Raw genomic sequence first — 3,286 nt, forward strand, 5'->3', positions numbered from 1 at the left:
CCAGCCAAAAAAACCAGCCACCACACAGAATGCGGCAACCAGCAAATTCAACCAATCAAAAAACAATCGGTATCAACAAACTTGGCACACTATTGAGTTCTCAAACAACAGAAACATTCGATTACTTGCAGGACCGGCGCTCTCACGCTTTCTCGGCCCGCTTTCCTTCGCCGTTGTGTTCACAGCTTATTTCATCTTCTTTTTCCTTGTCAAATCCTCTGCTTTGGCTTAGTGCCTGCATATGAGTATTCAACCGGACAATCCCGTGCCAAATAACGGTCATTTTCGTTCTCGCTTGAGAGCGCACGAAGTGACCGCTAATTTCGAAGGGGTTGGCTGCCCTCCCGGGGCAACTCGATAAACAATACAGGGCGGACGACCGGCGGGCAAACCGACCGGCCGTTACGTCGGTCACCCGCAATCAACTCCCCCTGGGCCCCCGATGTCATGCCTCTCAACACTGTTGACGCCCGGTCAACAGCGCCTCCAACTGGTAGTGCCTCCAGCTCGCCCGACCCGTTGTGCGTCTCACCTGGAGGATGCCGCGCCCTCCTCGCGTCGGCACGACCAGCGACGCCGGCTTCACAGCTCCCCAGGAGGAGCAGCTCTGACCGTGCCCGTCGACCAAAGAGGTCAACATGTGTTGACAACAGAGGGAGGGAGCCGACAATATTGGACCGAGCGGCCTCATGGATGAACCTTGACGAACACTAGAAGGTGGAGGGGTCGCACTCACCAGGACAGTCACTACCGGCATGGCGACAGGAGAGTTGCGATGAACAGTGGACGGACCGGGCACGCCGACCTTGTGCGTGCCGTGACCGGGGCAGTCCGATCGCCAGTGGCAGCTGTCGCTGTGGTCACCCCTGACGGTGACATGACAGCGACGAGGGGCACGGACCGTCACTCCTCTTTCGAGATCGGGTCGATCTCGAAGGTGCTCACCGGCATGGTGTACGGCGATGCCCTGGACCGCGGCCTCATCTCGCAGAAGACTGTGCTCGGCGACCTCCTCCCGCTGGACCCCGCTGGCGAGGTGGGTGCGGTTCCTCTGAGTTCCCTGGCTATCCACCGCTCAGGACTTTCCCGTCTAGCGCCCGGGATGCATCCGCTGCGGCGCACCCTGAAACTGTGGGTCCATGGTGAGAACCCATACGGCGATTCGTTGACCGACCTCCTGGAACAGACGCGCGACGTGCATCTCGGGACTCGGCGATTCAGATACTCGAATCTAGGATTCCAGCTACTGGGTCATGCAGTGGCGAAGGCGGCCGGCAGTAGTTATGGGGAACTCGTTCAGGACGTCCTGGGCTCCGAGTTCTCCGCGCCCACGTGCGTGGCGGACCTTGGTCCGACGGACGTGAGGGGAGTCAATCGCCTCGGACGCAGCATGCAGGCATGGGTCGGTGAAGCCGTGGCGCCCGCAGGGGGCATCCGCGCGTCGATCAGCACGATGGTCGGCTTTCTTCGTTCAGTGCTTGACGGGACAGCTCGGGGCCTGTCCGCGCTCGAACCGTCCGCGGATTGCGTTCCCGGTGTGGGTATCGGTGCGGGATGGCTCGTCGTCGACCACCGGGGACGCAAAGTCACCTGGCACAACGGCAGCACCGGCGGATTCAGCAGTTGGATCGGACTCGATCGGGAGGCCGGCGTCGGAGTGGTTGTGCTCGTAGCCACCCACGGTTCTGTCGACAGGTCGGGATTCCGCCTCCTCACCGAATTCACCACGACCGGGACGATGCCTGGCCGACGTGGGATCGACGGCCGGCCAGCAGCGTGATTCTCCGCTGAACGTCCGCTTGGCTGGTCACCCTGTGCTCGTACTGATCCGGGAACGCCGTCGTGCTGCCTTCAGGTCAGCGCTGGATCACGGTCGAATGCACAGACCCGCCGGTTTCACCGAGAAGCAGTGACGGCGGAGCACGGCGGTCGACCCGTCGGCGTCCGCAGGGCCGTGCGCATGGTTGCTGCCCCTCCTGCAGTGTGCGTGGACGCACGACACCAGGACTGCTGGGCGATGCCCTCGCGACTGAAGTTCCGCAGCGCCTGACCCAGGACGGCGAGAAGCCGCCTCAGGTTCCGTTCTCCCTCTTCTTCGACAGTGTGAATATGCCATAGCGCATCGCACCTGTGCGGTAGGCCAGGATCAGGCGGGGAAGGGTCAGAAGAAACACGCGGTTGCGGCCGCCGATGGCGAGGCGACGGGCCTCACGGTCGAGGAGCAGGGCCCTCACAGCACGACGGGCGCAGATGGTCCATGTCCGGGCGACCTGGCGGCTGACATCCTCGTAGCCGGCAATCTCGAAGCCCGCGGCGATTGCCATCGCCTCATATTCCTCGCGAGTGCCCATCGAGGGCAGGCGCCCTTCGCGGCAGATCGGCTCGAGGAGATGGCGAACCTTCCACGTGCTGCTATCGCTCTCCGCAAGCCAGGCGCAGACGACGAAACGACCGCCAGGCGACAGCACTCGATGAGCCTCGGCGAAGAACGCCGGCTTGTCGACCATGTGCTCGCTCGACTCGATCGCCCACGCGGCACTGACAGACGCGTCACTCATCCCATTGACGAGCCAGTCACGCAGGTGGATTTCCACGTCGGCCGCGGGCTGCCTGGCAGCGTAGTGAGCCTGCTCAGCGGAAAGCGTGAAGCCGATGACACGGACCCCGTGTGTCCTCGCGAGCTGCCTTGCCGTGGAGCCATAGCCACAGCCGATGTCGACGCAGGCTTCACCGGGCACGAGGTGCAGCCGATCGGCGACACTGTTGCTCAGCGCCTCGACGGCCTCGGAGGGCGTTTCGCGCCCCGTCACCCACAGCCCGTGGTGGACATGCTCGCCCCACACCCGACGGTAGATCGGATCGAGCTCGTCATAGTGATCCGCGACTGCCACGGCGCTCTGGGCGATGTTGGGGACGATCACGCCATCACAATACAACTGCGATCCATGCCGTCGGAAGGTCTCACCTCAGGGCTCCATCTTCTCCGGTGCGTGGTAACGGCACTCCCCTGAGCTGACGTAACCACCTCGAGCCACATCGGATCGAGCAATGCACACGCCACCAGCAGTGCTCTCAACCCGGATGACTCGATCCGCCAGCCCAAACCAGCCTTCCGGCGGGTTCGGTGGGGGGTGCTGTGGCTGCTGACCGGTGCTTGATGGGTGTCGGTTCCGTGGGTGGTGGTGGTGTGGTCGGTTGCCGGGAGTACGGTTCCGGGTGGTGTCGGCCCTCTTGGGGATGGTGCCGGCGGGTCGGCGGCCGACGGTGCTGTGTGCCTGTGCCTGTG

3 protein-coding genes are annotated in these 3,286 nt (G+C 63.4%); 2 read left to right on the top strand and 1 reads right to left on the bottom strand.

Annotated elements, in window-relative coordinates; all coding sequences use genetic code 11:
• Together ACX80N_RS17690 and ACX80N_RS17695 are read left to right on the top strand one after the other, a co-directional pair.
• On the top strand, positions 1-232 hold a 232-nt coding region (locus ACX80N_RS17690), incomplete at its 5' end, for a hypothetical protein (protein WP_459340458.1).
• A 543-nt stretch (positions 233-775) separates the two neighbouring features.
• The gene (locus ACX80N_RS17695) at positions 776-1,780 is read left to right on the top strand and encodes a serine hydrolase domain-containing protein (protein WP_459340459.1); all 1,005 of its coding nucleotides are present in this window, start codon (positions 776-778) and stop codon (positions 1,778-1,780) included.
• A gap of 292 nt (positions 1,781-2,072) precedes the next feature.
• Here the strand turns inward: ACX80N_RS17695 and ACX80N_RS17700 are convergent, their stop codons facing one another.
• Positions 2,073-2,921: an SAM-dependent methyltransferase gene (locus tag ACX80N_RS17700; protein WP_459340460.1), complete on the bottom strand. Its 849-nt coding sequence runs from the start codon at positions 2,919-2,921 to the stop codon at positions 2,073-2,075.
• Positions 2,922-3,286 lie beyond the last annotated feature (365 nt).

The organism is Arthrobacter sp. MDT2-16 (assembly GCF_054510925.1).

Coding starts and splice junctions, on each gene's coding strand:
- ACX80N_RS17695 (WP_459340459.1), top strand. CDS start 776: ATGAACAGTGGACGGACCGGGCACGCCGACCTTGTGCGTGCCGTGACC.